Here is a 1,271-nt window from a genome sequence, read left to right on the forward strand (position 1 = left end):
GTTCTGGAGACGGGTGCCGATGTCGGGCTCGGCTTCGACGGCGACGGCGACCGCTGCGGCGTGGTCGACAACGAAGGCAACGAGATTTTCGCGGACAAGGTCGGCGTCATGCTGGCGCGAGACATCTCCGGCCTGCACCCGAAATCCGCCTTCGTCGTGGACGTCAAGTCGACGGGCCTTTTTATGACAGATCCCGTCCTCCTGCAGAACGGTGCAAGGACGGATTACTGGAAGACCGGGCACTCCTACATTAAGAGGCGTGTTGCCGAACTCCATGCCATCGCTGGTTTCGAGAAGTCGGGGCATTTCTTCTTCAACCCGCCGATTGGACGCGGCTACGACGACGGGCTCCTGACCGCGATCGCCGTCTGCGAGATGCTCGACCGCAACCCGGGTAAGACACTCGCCGACCTTTACCGCGATCTGCCGCTGACCTTCGGCACCCCGACCATGTCGCCCCACTGTCCGGACGAGGTGAAATACGGCGTGGTCGCGAAAGTTGTCGGGGAATTCACGAAAATGAAGGGGGACGGGATCGAGTTCGCCGGCCAGCCGCTGGCCAATCTCGTCACCGTGAATGGGGTGCGCGTGGTTGCCCAGGACGGCACATGGGGTCTGGTCAGGGCTTCGTCGAACAAACCGGAGATTGTCGTCGTGGTGGAAAGCCCCGTCTCGTCGGAACGACGCCGCGAGATGTTCGAGGCTCTCGATGCCGTGCTGCGCCGCAATCCAGAGGTCGGAGCCTACAACCAGACATTCTGATGGGTATTGGCTGAGAGGAATTGGACCATGCCGGACCGGATCGTAAGTTTCGTCATGAGCGGGGGCGTCGGCTCACGGCTGTGGCCGCTTTCGCGCGAAGACAATCCCAAGCAATTCCACGACCTTTCGGGCGACGGCTCCATGCTTGCGAAGACTGTTCGACGCCTCAAGGCGCGGCCGGACGGTGAGACGCCGATCTACCTGATAGCGTCCGAACGGCATGCCGACCGCGTCATCTCGGACATTGCTCCGCTCGGCCTGAACGGCGGCAGACCGATCTTCGAGCCGGTCGGCCGCAATACCGCCGCCGCGGTCGCCATAGCCACCCTGCAAACGATCTCCGAACATGGCGCCGACACGCTTGTGCTGGTGGTCCCGTCCGACCATCAGATTTCGACCGAAGCGCAATTCTGGGAAACCGTCGAGGCGGGCGTGCCTGCCGCCGATGCAGGAAGTATCATCGTGTTCGGCATCAAGCCGACGCATCCCGAAACCGGATATGGCTACAT

1 protein-coding gene and 1 pseudogene are annotated in these 1,271 nt (G+C 62.2%); both read left to right on the forward strand.

The features are described from left to right. A pseudogene (locus ACXJ7R_RS33250) lies at nucleotides 1–762 on the forward strand (phosphomannomutase/phosphoglucomutase); the annotation flags it as partial. 27 nt (nucleotides 763–789) lie between these two features. After that, the coding region (locus ACXJ7R_RS33255) for a sugar phosphate nucleotidyltransferase (RefSeq protein WP_457155497.1) at nucleotides 790–1,271 on the forward strand (482 nt) is incomplete at its 3' end.

The sequence above is a fragment of the Mesorhizobium sp. P5_C1 genome (assembly GCF_054049815.1).